This window comes from Streptomyces sp. NPDC025618 (assembly GCF_055558795.1).
The window spans coordinates 55,532-71,084 of record NZ_JBVHLW010000023.1 but is presented as its reverse complement, the minus strand read 5'-3'; the positions used below and the strand labels follow the sequence as shown (position 1 = coordinate 71,084).

Genomic DNA, 15,553 nt, shown 5'->3' with positions numbered 1-15,553 from the left:
CCCAGAGCGGTCGCCCCCAACCAAGGGACGGCCGCTCTGACTTATGCCGGCGTACCGCCGTCGGTAGATGCCCCAAGGCCATCGAAAAGAGGAGGACGCCGGCATCACCACCCGCAAGAAAGGAATCCGCATGCCGCACCTCATGCTCGAACACTCGGGCAACATCCGCGAACAGGTCGACGTCGAGGGCCTCTTCAAGGAACTGCATGCCGCGCTCTCGGAAGTCGGCGGCTTCCGTGTCCAGGACTTCAAGAGCAGGGCCGTCCGCCTGCACGCCTTCATCGGCGACGGCACCTACGAGCAGGCATTCGTCAATCTCGACATCCGCACCTTCGCCGGGAAGCCGGCGGAGGCGAAGCGCCGGATCAGCCAGGAAGCACTCCGCGTGCTGGGCCGGCACTTCCACCGGACGATGTCGGAGACGTCCTGCGACATATCGGTTCAGATCACCGAGCTGAACCGCGAGAGCTATTCCCGTTCCCGTTCCGAGGACCTGGAATTCCAGGCCCCGTCTCTACAGGAGAGCACCGCACCGTGACCGAATACCAAGGAAAGCGCGTCCTCGTCGTCGGCGGGAGCTCGGGCGTCGGCCTGGCGACCGCCCGGCGGTTCGCGGCGCTCGGCGCCAATGTGACCGTCGCCTCGCGCTCGAAGGAGAGGATCGACGCGGCGGTGGCCACGCTCGGCGAGCGCGCCACCGGGCAGTCCCTCGACATCACGGACAACGCCGCCGTCGAGGAATTCGCCGCGGCGGCGGGCGAGTTCGACCACGTCGTCATATCGGCGGCGGAGACCCCCATGGGCCGGGTCGACACCCTCCCGCTGGAGGACGCGTACGCCGCGATGGACAGCAAGTTCTGGGGCGCGTACCGCCTGACCCGCGCCCTGTCCGTCCGGCCCTCCGGTTCGCTGACGCTCGTCACGGGCTATCTGTCCGTACGCCCCGGAAAGGCCGCGGCGCTGCAGAGCGCGATCAACGCCGCCCTGGAGGCCCTGGTCCGCGGCCTGGCCCTGGAGTACGCGCCGCTGCGCGTCAACGCGGTCTCGCCGGGCCTGCTCAGGACGCCGCTGTGGGACACGCTCCCCGAGCGGAACCGCGAGGCGATGTACGAGGCCGCGACGGGCCGGCTGCCCGTCGCGCGCGTGGGCGAGCCGGAGGACATCGCGGAGGCCGTCGTCTTCGCGGCGGGCAACCCGTACACCACCGGCACGACCCTCTTCATCGACGGCGGCGGCTCGATCGCCTGACCCCGCCCAGCACCCGCGACGCCCAGGACGGGCTGGATCGTGCGGATCCAGCCCGTCCGGCGCGTGCGGGTCACGCAAGCCCGGCACCCCCACACCGCCCGGAGTACCACCTACGGCCCCAGAACCAACGGCGCCTTTCCCACCACGGAGCAGCCATGATCTACGTCAACCGCCCGGTCGTCGCACTGCCGCCCCACGAGGTCACGCTCAAGGAGATCCAGGACGACATCGTCCGCGCGCACCCCGACCACCCCCGGCTCCCGGCCATCCTGCGCGTCCTGGACTCGACCGGGGTCCAGCGCCGCCGCTTCGCCCGGCCGCTCGCCACGGTGGCGGCCGACCGGCCGTCCGGGGAGAGCAACGCGACCGCCTACGCCGATCTGTGCGAACTCGCCGAGCGGGCCGCGCGCGGGGCCCTCGACACCGGCGGTCTCGGCCCGCTGGACATCGACTGCCTGATCACCACCCACGCCACGGCGTTCGCCGTCCCGGGCCTGGACGTCCACCTCGTCAACGCCCTGGGCCTGCGCTCCACCGTCAGCCGGATCCCCATGACCCAGCTCGGCTGCGCGGGCGGCGCCCACGCACTCGTACGCGCCGCCGAGTTCCTCGCGGCCCACCCGGGCAAGCGCGTGCTCGTCGTGGCCGCGGAGATCCTCAGCTCGGTCTACCAGCACAGCGACGACAGCATGGAAGCGATGATCTACAAGGCGCTGTTCGGCGACTCGGCCGGCGCCTGCGTGGTCTCCGGCGCCCGGCCGGCGGGGCCGGCGTTCCGGGTGGACGACACCTGGGAGTACGTCGTGCCGGACAGCACCGAGCGCTACGAGATGACGCTGGACGACCGGGGCTTCCACTTCGGCAGCACCCCGGCCGCGCTCAAGGGCGTGGGCGATCTCATGCCGCACCTGCGCGAGTGGCTGGGGGCGGACACGGGCGCCTGGAAGCCGCAGTTCACGGTCGCCCACACGGGCGGCCCGCGCATTCTGATGGACCTCGCCACCGGCCTCGAATGCCTGCCCGAGGTCACCCGCCACTCCTGGGAGAGCCTCCAGGAGCGCGGCAACCTCGGCGCCGTGGCCGTGCTCGACGTCCTGGCCCGTACGTACGACGAACCGCCCGCCACCGGGGACACCGGCGTCCTCATCGGCTTCGGCCCCGGCTTCACGGCCGCGGCGTGCCGCGCGACCTGGTGCGGGCCCACCGAGGAGAAGGAGAGCTCATGAACGGGGGACCTGTGGTGCTGGATCTGGTCGGGCCGGGCGCGGTCGACATGACCGGCCTGCTGTCCGGGCCGATCCGCCGCCTGGAGCTGGTGGACGTCCCGGCGGCGGAACGGAGCGGCTCCTACGCGCCGTTCACGGAGCTGGTCGTCCATGTGGACGCCGACCCGGCGTGCCCGGCGCCGGACATGCCGATACCGACCGGCGCGCACACGCTCTTCACGCTGCGCGATCCGGACCGTTGCATTCCGGTCACCCTGGACGTCACGAGCAGGAGGCCCGAACAGTGATCCTCGCCCCCGCCACCGGCTCCGCCACGGCGATCCTGGAGCGCATGGTGCCCTCCGGCGTCCTGCACGCCGGCTGCGACGACGCCGAGCACTGGCAGCTGTGCGAAGCGGAACGCTTCCGCCTCACCCCGGACCCGGGCACCGAGACGGCCCTGATCGTCCTGGAGGGCGACATCACCCTCTCCCTGGAGGAAGCACCTCCGGTGGACGCCCGCGCGGGCCAGGTCGTCCTGATCCCCCCGGACGCGAAAGGCGAACTCCACACCCGCCAAAGACGCGTCCGCCTCCTGGGCCTGACGACGAGAGGCGGCTGAACGGAAACGCCGGACGGCCGGCTTTGCGAGCCACGGTTCGCAAAGCCAGCCCGTCCGGCGTTTGAGGAGGCGGCCGCAGGCCGCTCCCGCCGCAGGCGGCAACGAAACCCGCACCCGGAAACAATCCGCACCCTTAAGCCGGCACACTCCCATCCTCCGCCCCGGCCCCAGCCGGAAACGCGTCGACCACGGCGAACGCCCCCTCCAGCCCGGCAAGCCGAAACACCTTCCACACCCGAGGCACCCCCCGGACGACCCGGAGCCGCCCACCGCGATCCCGCATCCGCCGCCGCGCCCGCAGCAACAGCCGCAACCCGCTCGCATCCAGAAAAGTGACCCGGCGAAGATCGATGACGACGTCACCCCGGAACCGCTCGGTCAGCGCGTCCACACGCGGCCCGAGCACCTGCTCCGCCAAGATGTCGATTTCTCCGTGCAGTTCAATGATGATGGCGCCGTACGCCACGCGCTCCCGCATGGCGAAGGCGGGTTCGTCCACGCCCATGTCGCCCCTCACCGACCTCCCTCGGCCGCATATGCCGTATGCCTTTCTGGTGCCCCGGCAGTACGTACTTCTCACCTTCGTCGCAAGGGTGAGAGCTCTTGGGGCATTGAGGGGCACAGGCGCGCGCGGGAACGAGCAGAAGCGCGCGGCGCGCCACAAGAGGCGCGCGGTGCCCCGCGGAAGTCGCGGGGGGGAAAGGGGACGGGAAGCGACGGGAAGGCGACGGCGAAAGGGGCGGGGGGAAGCGACGCCAGGTCACGGCGCCGGCCTCCCCCCGATGAGGACACGGCCCTCCAAGTCCGGTCCGCAGTCGGGGGAAATCGCGGCCCGGACCCCGCAGTGAGGTCCATGTCCCTGGCCCGCCGGATTCCTGCCAGACCCGGCGCGCTTACCCCCATCCTCCGCCTCCGCCCGACCCCGCCCGGCGGCCGAAGGACCCCCCTTGGCGGGCCTTTGGTCCTTAAAGGTGCCGTGAGGAACCGCCTCCGCCGGGGCCACCGGTCCAGCCTTTCGCCCATACGTGCGGTTAGACTCTCGCGTCCATAGAGGCACCGGGGACAGCAGGGGAGGCTGTGGGGTCGTGGCACAGGCGAAGAAGGTCGCGCTCTACGCCGTCATCATTTTTGTGGCGTACACGATCATCCACTCCCCGGCGCGGTCGGCGGAACTCGTGCAGATAGGGTTCGAAGGCATCTCGGACGCCGCCAAGAGCGTCGGCGAGTTTATGACCCAGCTGATCAACTGAGGGCAGAACCGTGATCCGTCACCTCGTCCTGTTCAAGCTCAACGAGGGCGTCGAGCGCGACGACCCGCGCGTCGCCGCGGGCGTGCAGGCGTTCGATGAGCTCGGCAAGGAGATTCCCGAGCTGCGGTTCTGGGAGTGCGGCTGGAACGTCTCGGACCGGCCGATCGCGTACGACTTCGCCATCAACTCCGCCGTCGACGACGCGGAGGCGCTCCAGCGCTACCTCGGGCACCCCGCGCACCAGGCGGGCGTGGCGCTGTGGCGAGAATTCGCCACATGGGTGATCGCCGACTACCCGTTCTGAGGGAACCCCGGCCGACCTGCCGGGATGCCCGTCCACGCACGGCCCAGAGGGCCCTTCGCCGACCTCGGCGAAGGGCCCTTTTTCGCCACTCAACACGGCACTTTGCGGTGCTTGCACACAGTGCACATGTCTTGTGATGCTATGACCGCTTTTGCCGGATGAGTTGACCGTGAAGGGTGGCGTGACCGTGTCGGCCCGTACCGTCCCCGAAGCCCCCCTCCAGCGCGACCAGCCCCCCGCCTCCGCCGAGACCCACAGGCCCTCACCCGAGGCGCACACGCCCGCTCCCGAGGAGCGGGCGGCCCCCGCCCGCGACGACTCCGGCGACGAGTCCGAGGACCATCCCAGGAGCCGCGGCGCGGACGCCAGGGCGCTGACCCAGGTGCTCTTCAAGGAGTTCGTGACCCTCCAGCCCGGCACGCCCGAACACACGCGCGTACGGGCCGCCCTGATCGAGGCGAACCTCCCGCTGGTGCGCTACGCCGCCGCGCGCTTCCGCAGCCGCAACGAGCCGATGGAGGACGTCGTCCAGGTCGGCACGATCGGCCTGATCAACGCCATCGACCGGTTCGACCCCGACCGCGGGGTGCAGTTCCCGACCTTCGCGATGCCGACCGTCGTCGGCGAGATCAAGCGCTATTTCCGCGACAATGTGCGCACCGTGCACGTCCCCCGCCGGCTGCACGAGCTGTGGGTGCAGGTCAACGGCGCGAGCGAGGACCTGACGGTGCTGCACGGCCGGACGCCCACCACCGCCGAGATCGCCGAGCGGCTGCGGATCCCCGAGGACGAGGTGCTGGCCTGCATCGAGGCCGGCCGCTCCTATCACGCCACCTCCCTGGAGGCGGCCCAGGAGGGCGACGGCCTGCCCGGCCTGCTGGACCGGCTGGGCTACGAGGACCCGGCGCTGGCCGGGGTCGAACACCGTGACCTCGTGCGCCACCTGCTCGTCCAACTGCCGGAGCGCGAACAGCGCATCCTGCTGCTGCGCTACTACAGCAATCTGACGCAGTCCCAGATCAGCGCTGAGCTGGGCGTATCCCAGATGCACGTGTCCCGGCTGCTCTCCCGGAGCTTCGCCCGGCTGCGTTCCGCAAATCGAATCGACGCGTAACCCTCACGGGTGACAGCCCTTGAGGCCAGCGGGCAGATATGTCGACTTGACGCTACAGCGTGTTGCCGACATGTGACATTCTGCTGGAACTGCGTTTGCCACAGCCCGGCCTCCGGTATTCAGGTGGAGGCTGAACCCTCGTACGAGGGAGTTGCTGTGACCCGTCCGCGACCTCAAGGGGGTGGCATGTCCGTAGACCTGGGCAGCGCGAAGGTGCTCGCCAACGACGCACCGCACGCCGTGCTCGACGACTGCGAAGCCATCGACACCCGCACCCTCTCCCGCTCGCTGTTCCTGCGGCTGGCCACGCTCGACCGGGACAGTGCGGAGCGTACGTACGTCCGCGACACCCTCATCGAGCTCAATCTCCCGCTGGTGCGCTATGCCGCTGCCCGCTTCCGCAGCCGCAACGAGCCGATGGAGGACATCGTCCAGGTCGGCACGATCGGCCTGATCAAGGCGATCGATCGTTTCGACTGCGAACGGGGGGTGGAGTTCCCGACCTTCGCGATGCCGACCGTCGTCGGTGAGATCAAACGGTTCTTCCGGGACACGAGTTGGTCGGTGCGCGTGCCGCGCCGGCTCCAGGAGCTGCGCCTGGCCCTCACCAAGGCCAGCGACGAGCTCGCCCAGAAGCTCGACCGCTCCCCCACCGTGCCCGAACTGGCCCTCTGCCTCGGCGTCTCCGAGGACGACGTGGTCGACGGCCTCGCCGTCGGCAACGCCTATACGGCCAGCTCGCTGGACTCGCCGTCCCCCGAGGACGACGGCGGCGAGGGCTCCCTCGCCGACCGGCTGGGTTACGAGGACAGCGCGCTGGAGGGCGTCGAATACCGCGAGTCCCTCAAGCCGCTCCTGGCCAAGCTGCCGCCCCGGGAACGGCAGATCATCATGCTCCGCTTCTTCGCCAATATGACGCAGTCGCAGATCGGCGAGGAGGTCGGCATCTCCCAGATGCATGTCTCCCGCCTCCTCACGCGCACGCTCTCGCAGCTGCGCGAGGGGCTCATCGCGGACTGAGAACGGGTTCAACGGGGGACCGTTCACCTCTCTGTACTCCTGACGTCGCGTCAGCCAGACTGAGCCGATGCGACGGAAGACGATCGTCTCCGCGATGTCCGTCCTGGCCGCTCTGCTCTCGGGCTGCGGCGGCAGCTCCCGGGACCCCTACGTCGCGACGGCGGCCGGCCCCGTGGAGGGCACGGTTCCGCCACTGGGCGGCGTGGAGCTGATCCCGCTACCGCCCTCCCCGAGCGGCTCGCCCTCCGGGCGCCCCGCCCCTTCGCGCCCCGCCCCGCCCGCGCCCGCCCTCCGGGTCGGCCCCCTCCACCGCGCGCCGGACCCGGAAGGCCGCCGCTGGTGCGACAAGGTCACGCTGACCTTCACGAACACGGGCGGCCGGCCGATTACGACGGGCAAGGTCACCTTCGCCACCCATGTCTTCGACGCGACCGGCGCCGACCGGGCGGCTCTGCCGTCTTCTTCCGCGCTTCCCGTGATCGGGGCAGGACGGTGGGTGGAGAGTTCGTGGAGCGTCTGCGCGGATGAGCGGCGGGTGCCGGGGGGTATGCGGGTGGAGACTCGGCTGGTTTCGGCGACGACGCCTTGATTGTGGCTGGGGTTCTTGTGGCCTCAGTCGCCGGCTGGGCTTTGGCTGGGGTTCGCGCCGTTGTCTGGTGCGGCTTGTGTGCGCCTGCGGCGGGCGGCCTCAAACGCCGGCCGGGCTTGGGTGGTGGTGGGTGCCGGGGGTGGGCCTTCCGGGCTGAGGACCTGGAACGCGGTGCGGGCACCGTGCTTCGTATGGAGTGCCGTAACGACGCACCGCGTTCCAGAACCCCACCCTCCAGCCCCACCCCCTCCCACCGGAGAGCACGTGCGGGACGTATCCGCTTCAGGGTTCGTATTTCAGCCCGTTGGGGCACCTCTGGGGGCGCCCCCGGACGGAGTCTGGGGGAGGTAGCTGGGGGAGTCTGAGGACGCGGCCGCAGGACGCTCCCGCCGCAGGCGGCGAACCGGCCCGCAGCCGGGGGCCTGGGGCGCAGCCCCAGTGCGGGAAGAGGTGGGGGAACAAGCCCCCACCCAACCGCCGGCTTCAGGAAAGCGCCAGCCAAGCCACCGCCGCCACAACCACCACGATCGCGATGATCACCGCAGCCGTGACCCCCACCCGGGACCCGGAAGCCGCAGGCGCGGGCGCCGCCCGCCGCCCGCCGCCAGGCGACTCGTCGACGAACGCGCGGAACATCTGCGTGCTCCCCGCCGGGTCGTAGCCCTCGGGGTTCTGCTGCGGGTGCTGATGGGGGTTGGCCATAGGCCAGGACCCTAGCGAAGGCACCCCCCGTTTCGCGCGCCGGGCCACGTAAAAAGCGCACCCACACCGCCCCCACCTGCCGCTTTACACCTCACCTAGCAGAGCTTGAAGGTTCCTTTACCCGATAAACCCCCATTTCGTTTGCCTTCAGCAACCAACTTCTGTTCTTATGGTTGCCCTGAGCAACTGAAGTGGAGGAGTCGGTCGAGTGGCCGCACAGGAGCAGTACGAGGAACTCAGCCGCCAGCTCGGGGCCGTCGCCACCGTCCGGCGCGACCTGGGTCGCGTGCTTCCCCCGGAGTGCCCGCCGTCGGCGGCGATGATGCTGGCGCTGCTCAAGCAGTGCGGTGAGGTCCGGATGGGCAAGCTCGCCGAACTGCTGGGCATCGACATGTCGGTGACCAGCCGCCATGTCGCGTACGCGGCCGAGCGCGGCTGGCTCGAACGGCAGCCCGACCCCCTCGACAAGCGCTCCCGGCTGCTCAGCATCAGCCCTCGGGGGGAGGAACTGCTGGAGCAGGTGTCCGCCCGCTACACCCGGGCGCTCGCCGCCTGCCTCAGCGACTGGCCCGACGAGGACGTCGTCCGGCTCACCGAGTTGCTGGGCCGGCTCCGGACGAGCTTCGGCGGTTGCCGGGTGCGCGCCGGGCAGCCCTGACCGTCGCCGCGGAGCGCGAACCCCACACACGTACTGATCGGCAGTAAAGGAATTCCATGGCCAAGACCACACCCGCCGGTGTGGGGGGCGGACACACCACGCACGGAGGCCACTCCGGCTCCGACGCCGCCCCCATGACGCACCGCCAGATCATGGAGGCGCTGTCCGGGCTGCTGCTCGGCATGTTCGTCGCGATCCTGTCGTCGACGATCGTCTCCAACGCGCTGCCGGAGATCATTCATGATCTGCACGGCAGCCAGTCCTCCCTGACCTGGGTCGTCACGGCGTCGCTGCTGGCGATGACCGCGTCCACCCCGCTCTGGGGCAAGCTCTCGGACCTCTTCAGCAAGAAGCTGCTGGTCCAGATAGCCCTGGTCGTCTACGTCGGTGGTTCCGTCGTGGCCGGCCTCTCCCAGAACACGGCCACGCTGATCGCCTGCCGGGTCGTCCAGGGCATCGGCGTCGGCGGTCTCTCGGCCCTCGCGCAGATCGTCATGGCCGCGATGATCTCCCCGCGTGAGCGCGGGCGTTACAGCGGCTACCTCGGCGCCACCTTCGCCGTCGCGACCGTCGGCGGCCCGCTGCTCGGCGGCGTCATCACCGACACCGACTGGCTCGGCTGGCGCTGGTGCTTCTACGTCGGTGTGCCCTTCGCGATCATCGCGCTGATCGTGCTCCAGAAGACCCTGAAGCTCCCGGTCGTGAAGCGGGACGTCAAGGTCGACTGGCTGGGCGCGTTCTTCATCAGCGCCTCCGTCACCCTGCTGCTGATCTGGGTGACCCTGGCCGGCAAGAACTACGACTGGATCTCCTGGCAGACCTACGTCATGGTCGGCGGCTCGATCGTGCTCGGCGCGCTCTTCGTCCTCGTCGAGTCCAAGGCGGCGGAGCCGATCATCCCGCTGCGGCTGTTCCGCAACAAGACGATCTCCCTCGCCTCGGTCGCGAGCCTCTTCGTCGGTGTCGCGATGTTCAGCGGCACGGTGTTCTTCTCGCAGTACTTCCAGCTGGCCCGCGGCAAGACGCCGACGATGTCCGGTGTGATGACGATCCCGATGATCGGCGGCCTGTTCATCTCGTCGACCGTCTCGGGCCAGATCATCACCAAGACGGGCCGCTGGAAGGCGTGGCTGGTCTCCGGTGGCGCGCTGCTGACCGCGGGCCTGGGCCTGCTGGGCACGATGCGCTACGACACCCCGTACTGGCACCTGGCGATCTTCATGGCGCTGATGGGCCTCGGCATGGGCATGATGATGCAGAACCTCGTGCTCGCCGCGCAGAACCAGGTCGCCCCGAAGGACCTCGGCGCCGCCAGCTCCGTCGTCACCTTCTTCCGCTCCCTCGGCGGTGCGGTCGGTGTCTCGGCGCTCGGCGCGGTCTTCGCCAACCGGGTCCCGGACTACGTCAAGGACGGCATCACCGCGCTCGGCCCGAAGGCCGCGGCGGCGCTCGGCCAGGGCGGCTCCGGCGGCGGCATCCCCAAGCTGTCCGACATGCCCGCCCCGGTCCGTGAGGTCTTCGAGAGCGCCTACGGGCACGGCGTCGGCGACGTCTTCCTCTACGCGGCGCCCTGCGCGCTGCTGGCCTTCATCGTGACCCTCTTCATCAAGGAGGTCGCGCTGAAGAGCAAGTCCGGCACGCAGGCGGCGGCCTCCGGGTCCGAGCAGGCGGACACCGAGCCGGCCCGGCAGGCCGGCTGACACAAGACCCCGGCGGCAGGGGCACGGCACTGAGCGGAGGCGTGCCCCTGCCGGCGGAAGCCGGGACCGGAACGGCATGAACGGTCCCGGGCGATGAGCCCCGGTGGGCGGCGCGCGCGAAAGGCAGGGGACGGCCTGCGCGCCACCACCGGGGCTCTGCCGTACGTACGGGCGGTACGGCGGGCGGTCAGCGGTCGCGCATGGCCTCGATGCCCGCGATCACCGTCTCCAGGGCGTAGGCGAAGTCCTCCTCGCGGCGCTGCTCCCGGGTCATGGTGGCCTGCGAGTCCATCAGGTCGACGGAGTCCTTGAACGACTCCTCGTAGTCGTCGCGCTCCGAGACCTCGGCCATCAGCTGCTTGAAGTACTCGTCCTCGGTCAGCCCCGCGGCGTTGCAGCGCTCCTTGAACAGCCCCTCGGCCGTGCAGAAGCCGTAGACGAACTGGAAGACGGCCGACAGCGCGCCCGTGATCCGCTCCTCCTCCACGCCGCTGCGCCGGATGACGGCCAGGCAGGCGTTGGTGTAGGCCATCGAGCGCGGACCGATGTTGAGATAGCGGCCCAGCAGCTGGGTGACCCAGGTGTGGCTGGAGAGCATCTTGCGGTATTCCATGGCGAGGAGGCGCAGCTGGTCGCGCCAGTCCTCGTCCTCCCGGGAGACGTCGGGCACCGCCATCGAGCCGTTGATCCCGTCGAGGACGATCTCCAGGAGGTCGTCCTTGGTGTCGACGTACCAATAGACGGACATGGCCGTCACCCCGAGCTCGGCGGCCAGTCGCCGCATCGAGAACTTCGCGAGCCCCTCGGCGTCCAGCAGCCGCACCGTGGCCCCCACGATCCGCTCCAGGTCCAGCGCGCCGTCCCCTTCCCCCTTCCGCTTGGGAACCGCCTTCCGTGACAACCAAACACTGGCCCGCGGGCTCTCGGCTCGACTGCTCGCCATGGCGATTCCCTTTCCTTTACGGGGTGGTACGTACGGAATGCTAGGCGCATGCCGACACGGGTGGAGCGGGCGGATGTTGTGGCCTGTCCGCGGGTGGCATCGTCCCCCGCACCACCGCTGCGCGGCGGTGTCCTCAATCGCCGGACGGGCTGGATGTGCTGGCTACGGTCCGCACGATCCAGCCCGTTGGGGGCACCTCCCAGCGGTAGCTGGGGGAGTTTGAGGACGCGGCCGCAGGCCGCTCCCGCCGCAGGCGGCAGACGGACCGGCAGCCGGGGGTCTGGGGCACGCGCCCCCACGCGGCGGAGCCGCACATCAGATGCAGCCGGGAAGGGGCGGGGCTGGGGAAAAAGCGCCGCCGGCCCCACCCACCACCCCCCTGGGGAAAACCCCCTCACCCCACCTGCCGCTCAGCCCTGCGCAGCAGAACCGCCGCCACCACGCCACCCGCCAGAACAGCCCCGGCCCCCACCAACTGACTCGCCTGCACGCCGGAGGCGAACGCGTCCTGGACAGCCGCCCGGTCCTCCGAGGACGACACCCGCGAAAGAGCCGCCGGCAGGGATCCGGCCCCCGCCGCCACCGCGGGCACAAGCGCCGCGAAGCGCGAGTTGAGGACGGCACCGAGCACCGCCACGCCCAACCCGTTGCCGCACTCCTGGAGCGTGCCGTTCACCCCGGCTCCCACGCCCGCCTTCTCCGGCGGGATCGCGGACATGATCGCGTTGGCCATGGCCGGCATGGAGAGCGCGATGCCGGCACCCATCAGCACCAGGCCCAGGAACATCCCGCCGTAGCCGTGCGCACCGAGCACCGCGATCGACGCGAGCCCCAGGGCGAGCAGGCCCATGCCGCCGGCGATGGCGACGGGCGTGCCCACCTTGGGCAGCAGCCGGGCACCGACGCCCGTGAGGTTGAGGACGACGATCACCAGCGCGAGCGGCGTCATCCGCAGGCCCGTCTCCAGCGGGTCGTAGCCGAGGACGAGCTGGAGGTGCTGGGTGAGCAGGAAGAACGAGCCGCCCATGCCGAAGGCCACGAGGATGCCGCCCGCGACGGCGCCCACGAACCGGCTGTTGCGGAAGAAGCTCATGTCCAGCATCGGGAACGGGATGCGCCGCTCCCACAGGGCGAAGGCGGCGAGCGCGACCACGCCGACGAGGGCCGCGGTCACCACCCGTCCGGAGGTCCAGCCGTGCACCGGGCCGGAGATGATCGCGAAGGTGATGCCGGTCATGCCGATGGTGGACAGGAGCGCGCCGAGGAGGTCCGGCCGGTCGCCGGAGGGGTTCTTCGACTCGGGTACGAGCTTGAGCACGGCCACCAGGCCGATGAGCGCGACCGGCAGATTGATCAGGAAGATCGAGCCCCACCAGAAGTGGTTGAGCAGCGCGCCGCCGATGAGCGGTCCGGCGGCGAAGCCGAGCGAACTCACTCCGCCCCACAGGCCGATCGCCTTGGTGCGCTCCTCGTCGTCGAAGACCTGGACGACGACGGCGAGCGTCGTGGTCATCAGCAGCGCCCCGCCTATGCCCATGCCCGCGCGGGCGGCGATCAGCTGCCCGGTGTTCGAGGCGAGCCCGGCGACGAGCGAGCCGATCCCGAAGAGGGCGAGGCCGGTGGCCAGCATCTTCTTGCGGCCGTAGCGGTCGGCGGCGTTGCCCGCGGCGAGCAGCAGGCCGGCCTGCACGAGCGAATAGGCGTTCATCATCCACTGCACGTCCGCGGTGCTGGCGTGCAGTTCCTCCGTGAGGGAGGGGATCGCCACGTTCAGGATCGTGTTGTCCAGGAGGACCGTGAGCTGCGCGAGGCAGATGACGCCGAGGATGAGCCAACGCGCGGGATTGCGTTCGGGACTTCGCCCGGCGGCGTCGGTGGTGTTCATGGTCGTGGCGGTCACACGGCCCCCCTTGTACGGTGTACGACTGGCTTACATCGTGCACCGTACAAGACTCCCTCTACGCTGTACAACGGCTTTTTCAGCGGGCCTTCGTGAGGTCGTAGAACGCGGCCGTGCCGACCGTCACCTTCGTGAAGTGGGCCGCCACCCAGGACGAGATCTCCGCCGAGGGACCGCCCCGGCCCCCGCGCCCGCCGCTCTGTCCGAAGCTCTTCCCGAAGCCCTGCTCGCCGCCCCGCGACTCCCCGGAGGCGATGAACCAGTGCACCTTCCCCGCCTTCACATACGCCTGGAACTGGCGGAGCGTCGGTGACGGGTCGCTGCCGTTGAAGCCGCCGACGGACATCACCGGCACCCGCGTGGCGAGTTGGTAGCCCGCGGCGTTCTGCGAGCCGACGGCGGCCGCGGGCCAGGTGTAGTCACCGGCGTCCCGCTTCAGCGCGGCGGCCGCGGCGGCGGAGACCTTCTGGCCACCGAGCAGACCGCCCATGCCGCCCGGCATGCCACCGGACATCCCGCCCGGCATCCCGCCGCCCGCCGTGCCGGATCCGCCACGGCCCTCCTTGCCCCCGGAACGAGCGGAACGAGCGGAACCACCAGGTCCCCCAGGAGCACCCGGGCCACCGCCCCGGCCCCCCGGCGTCTTCCCCGGCGTGCAGTGCCCGCCGCGCCCGCCGAAGTGCCCGCGGCCCACGGCCGGTCCGGCCGTCACGAGCGACCCGCCGTGCGCGGTGTTCACGGTGTCGAGCGTGTACGCGGCCGGCGCGGCCAGCGCGCTTCCCGCCGCCAGCGCGGCGACGCCCCGAGCGAGCCCCTTGCCCGAGCGCCGTACGAGCAGCAGCGCGCCGCCCGCGAGGACGCCCGCGGCGAGCACGCTCCACTTCAGCCACGGCAGCCAGTGCGGGGTGCGGTCCAGCAGGACGTACGCCCAGCCGGCCGTGCCCACCGTCACCAGCGCCAGCAGCGGATACGCCCCGCGCTTCCACAGCAGGGCCGCGCCCGCCGCGAAGAGCGCGGACACATAGGGGGCGAGCGCGATGTTGTAGTACTCGTGGAAGATCCCGGACATGAAGCTGAAGATCAGGAAGGTCATCAGCAGCGCGCCGCCCCACGCGAGGAACGCGAGCCGCCGCATGCGGTCCCGGCCCGCCGCGCGCCGCAGCAGCCACAGCCCGGCCACCAGCAGCACCAGCGCGGCGGGCAGCAGCCAGGCGATCTGGCCGCCCATGTCCGTGCCGAAGAGCCGGGTGAGGCCCGTGTCCCCCCACCGGCCGCCGCCCGCGCCGCCCCCGCCATGACCGCCGACGCTGCCGGTCTCGTTGCCGTTGATGCGCCCGAGGCCGTTGTAGCCGAAGGTCAATTCGAGGAAGCTGTTGTGCTGCGAGCCGCCGATGTACGGCCGGGAGGACGCGGGCCACAGCTCCACGGCCGCGACCCACCACCCGCCGGAGACCACCAGGACCAGCCCGGCGAGCAGCAGTTGACGCGCGCGGCGCAGCGGAGCGGCCGGTGCGCAGCACGCGTAGAGCAGCGCCAGCGGCGGCAGGATCAGCCACGCCTGGAGCGTCTTGGTCAGGAAGCCGAGCCCGAAGCAGAACGCCGCGAGCAGCAGCCAGCGGGTCGCGGCCGTCTCCAGCGCCCGCAGCACGCACGCCACCGCGCACACCATCAGCAGGCAGAGCAGGGCGTCGGGATTGTCGAAGCGGAACATCAGCGCCGCGACCGGCGTCACCGCCAGCGCCGCCCCCGCGAGCAGCCCGGCGGCCTGCCCGAAGTACCGGCGCACGGTCGCGTGGAGCACGCCCACGGCCGCGACGCCCATCAGCGCCTCGGGCACGAGGATCGCCCACGAACTCAGCCCGAAGATCCGCACGGAGAGCCCCATGGGCCAGAGCGCGGCGGGCGGCTTGTCGACGGTGATGGCACTCGCGGCGTCGGAGGCGCCGAAGAAGAACGCTTTCCAGCTGGCGCTTCCCGCTTGCGCGGCGGCGGCGTAGAACGCGTTGGCGTAGCCGGAGGAGCTGAGATCCCAGAGGTAGAGCAGAGCGGTACCGACCAGCAGCGCGCCGAGCGCGACACGACCCCGCCTGCGGCGGGCTCGCCCCGGACTCCCGGCTGCGGGCACGTCGCCGCCTGCGGCGGGAGCGCCCTTGGGGGTCCCCCCGGACGAAGTCTGGGGGAGCGTCCTCAATCGCCGGACGGGCTGAATTTGCGCACTCTCATCAGCCATGTCCAGCCCTTGGGGGCACCTCCCAGCGTTAGCTGGGGGAGATTGAGGACACCGCGCGAAGCGCGGTT

General features: G+C 70.8%; 16 protein-coding genes and 1 pseudogene. 12 read left to right on the top strand and 5 right to left on the bottom strand.

The genetic code is table 11. From position 1 onward, the window contains the following. The first annotated feature begins 130 nt into the window (after window positions 1–130). From ACZ4A5_RS20095 to ACZ4A5_RS20075, 5 genes are all read left to right on the top strand, one after another. Entirely contained in the window at window positions 131–538 is a 408-nt protein-coding gene (locus ACZ4A5_RS20095; RefSeq protein ID WP_467585499.1) for a 5-carboxymethyl-2-hydroxymuconate Delta-isomerase, read from the top strand. Beyond that, window positions 535–1,248, top strand: coding sequence for an SDR family oxidoreductase (locus tag ACZ4A5_RS20090; RefSeq protein WP_467585497.1), 714 nt, complete (start codon window positions 535–537; stop codon window positions 1,246–1,248). The genes ACZ4A5_RS20095 and ACZ4A5_RS20090 overlap by 4 nt, the downstream gene beginning before the upstream one ends. 155 nt (window positions 1,249–1,403) lie before the next feature. After that, window positions 1,404–2,474, top strand: coding sequence for a type III polyketide synthase (locus ACZ4A5_RS20085; protein ID WP_467585495.1), 1,071 nt, complete (start codon window positions 1,404–1,406; stop codon window positions 2,472–2,474). Continuing rightward, complete coding sequence (locus ACZ4A5_RS20080) at window positions 2,471–2,761, top strand: hypothetical protein (RefSeq protein WP_398870917.1); 291 nt, start codon at window positions 2,471–2,473, stop codon at window positions 2,759–2,761. Before ACZ4A5_RS20085 ends, ACZ4A5_RS20080 begins: the two co-directional genes overlap by 4 nt. Further along, window positions 2,758–3,075, top strand: a complete 318-nt coding sequence (locus ACZ4A5_RS20075; RefSeq protein WP_467585484.1) for a hypothetical protein — start codon at window positions 2,758–2,760, stop codon at window positions 3,073–3,075. The genes ACZ4A5_RS20080 and ACZ4A5_RS20075 overlap by 4 nt, the downstream gene beginning before the upstream one ends. Window positions 3,076–3,208: 133 nt before the next feature. Here the strand turns inward: ACZ4A5_RS20075 and ACZ4A5_RS20070 are convergent, their stop codons facing one another. Then, window positions 3,209–3,580: an STAS domain-containing protein gene (locus ACZ4A5_RS20070; RefSeq protein WP_467585480.1), complete on the bottom strand. Its 372-nt coding sequence runs from the start codon at window positions 3,578–3,580 to the stop codon at window positions 3,209–3,211. Window positions 3,581–4,160: 580 nt separating this feature from the next. Between ACZ4A5_RS20070 and ACZ4A5_RS20065 the strand changes: the two genes are divergently transcribed. From ACZ4A5_RS20065 to ACZ4A5_RS20045, 5 genes are all read left to right on the top strand, one after another. Then, the gene (locus ACZ4A5_RS20065) at window positions 4,161–4,325 is read left to right on the top strand and encodes a hypothetical protein (RefSeq protein ID WP_467585477.1); all 165 of its coding nucleotides are present in this window, start codon (window positions 4,161–4,163) and stop codon (window positions 4,323–4,325) included. Window positions 4,326–4,335: 10 nt separating this feature from the next. After that, entirely contained in the window at window positions 4,336–4,629 is a 294-nt protein-coding gene (locus tag ACZ4A5_RS20060; RefSeq protein ID WP_467585474.1) for a Dabb family protein, read from the top strand. 181 nt (window positions 4,630–4,810) lie between these two features. Continuing rightward, on the top strand, window positions 4,811–5,743 hold the full coding sequence (locus ACZ4A5_RS20055) for an RNA polymerase sigma factor SigF (RefSeq protein ID WP_467585472.1): 933 nt from the start codon (window positions 4,811–4,813) through the stop codon (window positions 5,741–5,743). 186 nt (window positions 5,744–5,929) lie between these two features. Next, window positions 5,930–6,763, top strand: coding sequence for an RNA polymerase sigma factor SigF (locus ACZ4A5_RS20050; RefSeq protein ID WP_116212976.1), 834 nt, complete (start codon window positions 5,930–5,932; stop codon window positions 6,761–6,763). A gap of 67 nt (window positions 6,764–6,830) precedes the next feature. Then, complete coding sequence (locus tag ACZ4A5_RS20045) at window positions 6,831–7,352, top strand: hypothetical protein (protein ID WP_467585470.1); 522 nt, start codon at window positions 6,831–6,833, stop codon at window positions 7,350–7,352. Window positions 7,353–7,835: 483 nt separating this feature from the next. Here the strand turns inward: ACZ4A5_RS20045 and ACZ4A5_RS20040 are convergent, their stop codons facing one another. Then, window positions 7,836–8,054, bottom strand: coding sequence for a hypothetical protein (locus tag ACZ4A5_RS20040; RefSeq protein WP_398870923.1), 219 nt, complete (start codon window positions 8,052–8,054; stop codon window positions 7,836–7,838). A 208-nt stretch (window positions 8,055–8,262) separates the two neighbouring features. Between ACZ4A5_RS20040 and ACZ4A5_RS20035 the strand changes: the two genes are divergently transcribed. Both ACZ4A5_RS20035 and ACZ4A5_RS20030 read left to right on the top strand, forming a co-directional pair. Next, complete coding sequence (locus tag ACZ4A5_RS20035; RefSeq protein WP_467585467.1) at window positions 8,263–8,712, top strand: MarR family winged helix-turn-helix transcriptional regulator; 450 nt, start codon at window positions 8,263–8,265, stop codon at window positions 8,710–8,712. Window positions 8,713–8,846: 134 nt separating this feature from the next. Beyond that, window positions 8,847–10,397, top strand: a pseudogene (locus ACZ4A5_RS20030) (MDR family MFS transporter); the annotation flags it as partial. Window positions 10,398–10,599: 202 nt separating this feature from the next. On the opposite strand, the gene ACZ4A5_RS20025 reads toward ACZ4A5_RS20030, so the two are convergent. The 3 genes from ACZ4A5_RS20025 to ACZ4A5_RS20015 all read right to left on the bottom strand — a co-directional run bounded on the left by ACZ4A5_RS20025 (window position 10,600) and on the right by ACZ4A5_RS20015 (window position 15,485). Beyond that, complete coding sequence (locus ACZ4A5_RS20025) at window positions 10,600–11,361, bottom strand: TetR/AcrR family transcriptional regulator (RefSeq protein ID WP_467585619.1); 762 nt, start codon at window positions 11,359–11,361, stop codon at window positions 10,600–10,602. A 388-nt stretch (window positions 11,362–11,749) separates the two neighbouring features. Further along, window positions 11,750–13,240, bottom strand: a complete 1,491-nt coding sequence (locus ACZ4A5_RS20020; protein ID WP_467585616.1) for an MFS transporter — start codon at window positions 13,238–13,240, stop codon at window positions 11,750–11,752. Between the two features lie 94 nt (window positions 13,241–13,334). Then, window positions 13,335–15,485: an ArnT family glycosyltransferase gene (locus ACZ4A5_RS20015; RefSeq protein WP_467585463.1), complete on the bottom strand. Its 2,151-nt coding sequence runs from the start codon at window positions 15,483–15,485 to the stop codon at window positions 13,335–13,337. Window positions 15,486–15,553 lie beyond the last annotated feature (68 nt).

Coding starts and splice junctions, on each gene's coding strand:
- ACZ4A5_RS20020 (WP_467585616.1), bottom strand. CDS start 13,240: ATGAACACCACCGACGCCGCCGGGCGAAGTCCCGAACGCAATCCCGCG.
- ACZ4A5_RS20095 (WP_467585499.1), top strand. CDS start 131: ATGCCGCACCTCATGCTCGAACACTCGGGCAACATCCGCGAACAGGTC.
- ACZ4A5_RS20015 (WP_467585463.1), bottom strand. CDS start 15,485: ATGGCTGATGAGAGTGCGCAAATTCAGCCCGTCCGGCGATTGAGGACG.
- ACZ4A5_RS20040 (WP_398870923.1), bottom strand. CDS start 8,054: ATGGCCAACCCCCATCAGCACCCGCAGCAGAACCCCGAGGGCTACGAC.
- ACZ4A5_RS20050 (WP_116212976.1), top strand. CDS start 5,930: ATGTCCGTAGACCTGGGCAGCGCGAAGGTGCTCGCCAACGACGCACCG.
- ACZ4A5_RS20045 (WP_467585470.1), top strand. CDS start 6,831: ATGCGACGGAAGACGATCGTCTCCGCGATGTCCGTCCTGGCCGCTCTG.
- ACZ4A5_RS20070 (WP_467585480.1), bottom strand. CDS start 3,580: ATGGGCGTGGACGAACCCGCCTTCGCCATGCGGGAGCGCGTGGCGTAC.
- ACZ4A5_RS20080 (WP_398870917.1), top strand. CDS start 2,471: ATGAACGGGGGACCTGTGGTGCTGGATCTGGTCGGGCCGGGCGCGGTC.
- ACZ4A5_RS20085 (WP_467585495.1), top strand. CDS start 1,404: ATGATCTACGTCAACCGCCCGGTCGTCGCACTGCCGCCCCACGAGGTC.